We start from the raw sequence: 924 nt of genomic DNA, 5'->3' as shown, positions 1-924 counted from the left end.
AGAACGTGTTTGAGAGCTGATCATCGGCTTCAGCGGGTCCATTCGAGTGGGTGCGGTCCGGGCCGCTGGACGGGATGTCCCCGAGTGATACGCCGCAGCAGCGTGCTGATCGCCGCCCATCGGACCATCGCCTCGCTCGTCGGTGCCTGCCGCTCGTAGTCGCGGGCCAGTCGCCGGTGCAACATCAGCCAGGCCAGCGCCCGCTCGACCACCCACCGCCTGGAATGCACCTGAAAACCGCGCTGGTCAGCGGGCTTGGCGACGATGTGCACGATGATGCCCAGCACCTCGCGCGCCCAGACCACCAGACGTCCGGCAAAACCCTGGTCGGCAAAAACGACCCGGCAGGCGCCGGTCAGGTACAACCCCAGCAACATGGTGGTGGCCCCGGCACGGTCCTGCACACTGGCCGGACGCACCATCACCGCCAGCAATAACCCGAGCGTGTCGGTGACCACGAACCGCTTACGGCCGTTGATCTTCTTGTTCGCGTCGTAGCCGCGGCTGTCGGCCCCGACGGTGTCGGCGCCCTTGACGCTTTGGGAGTCCATGACCGCCGCCGACGGCTCGTCCCGGCGGCCGGCGCTCCGGCGGACCCGTCGCCGTAATACATCGACGACCCGCTGGGTCACGTTTTGGTCCTCCCAGCGGACGAAGTGCCAGTACACCGTCTGCCAGGGCGGGAAGTCGGCCGGTAACTGCCGCCAGGCGCAGCCGGTACGCACGACATACAAGATCGCGTCCACGATCTCCCGGCGCGGATGTTTCTCCTTGCGGCCGTCCCAGTGCGGGGCGGGCAGCAGCGGCTCGATCAGCGCCCACTGCTCATCGGTCAGATCAGAGGGGTAGAAAGGGGCGTCGTGTCATGTCTGCACCCCTACCCCCTCGCGGGAGGGCTTCACGATCAGCTCTCAAACACCTTCT

The 924-nt window shown here is 66.9% G+C and carries 1 pseudogene; it reads right to left on the bottom strand.

Annotation, left to right across the window (positions count from 1 at the left end):
* Positions 1-29 precede the first annotated feature (29 nt).
* Positions 30-848, bottom strand: a pseudogene (locus AC5L38_RS44240) (IS5 family transposase); the annotation flags it as partial.
* Positions 849-924 lie beyond the last annotated feature (76 nt).

It is taken from the genome of Streptosporangium nanhuense, from assembly GCF_059358815.1.
Note: the sequence above shows the minus strand (reverse complement) of the source record. Positions and strands in the feature narration are given on the sequence as shown.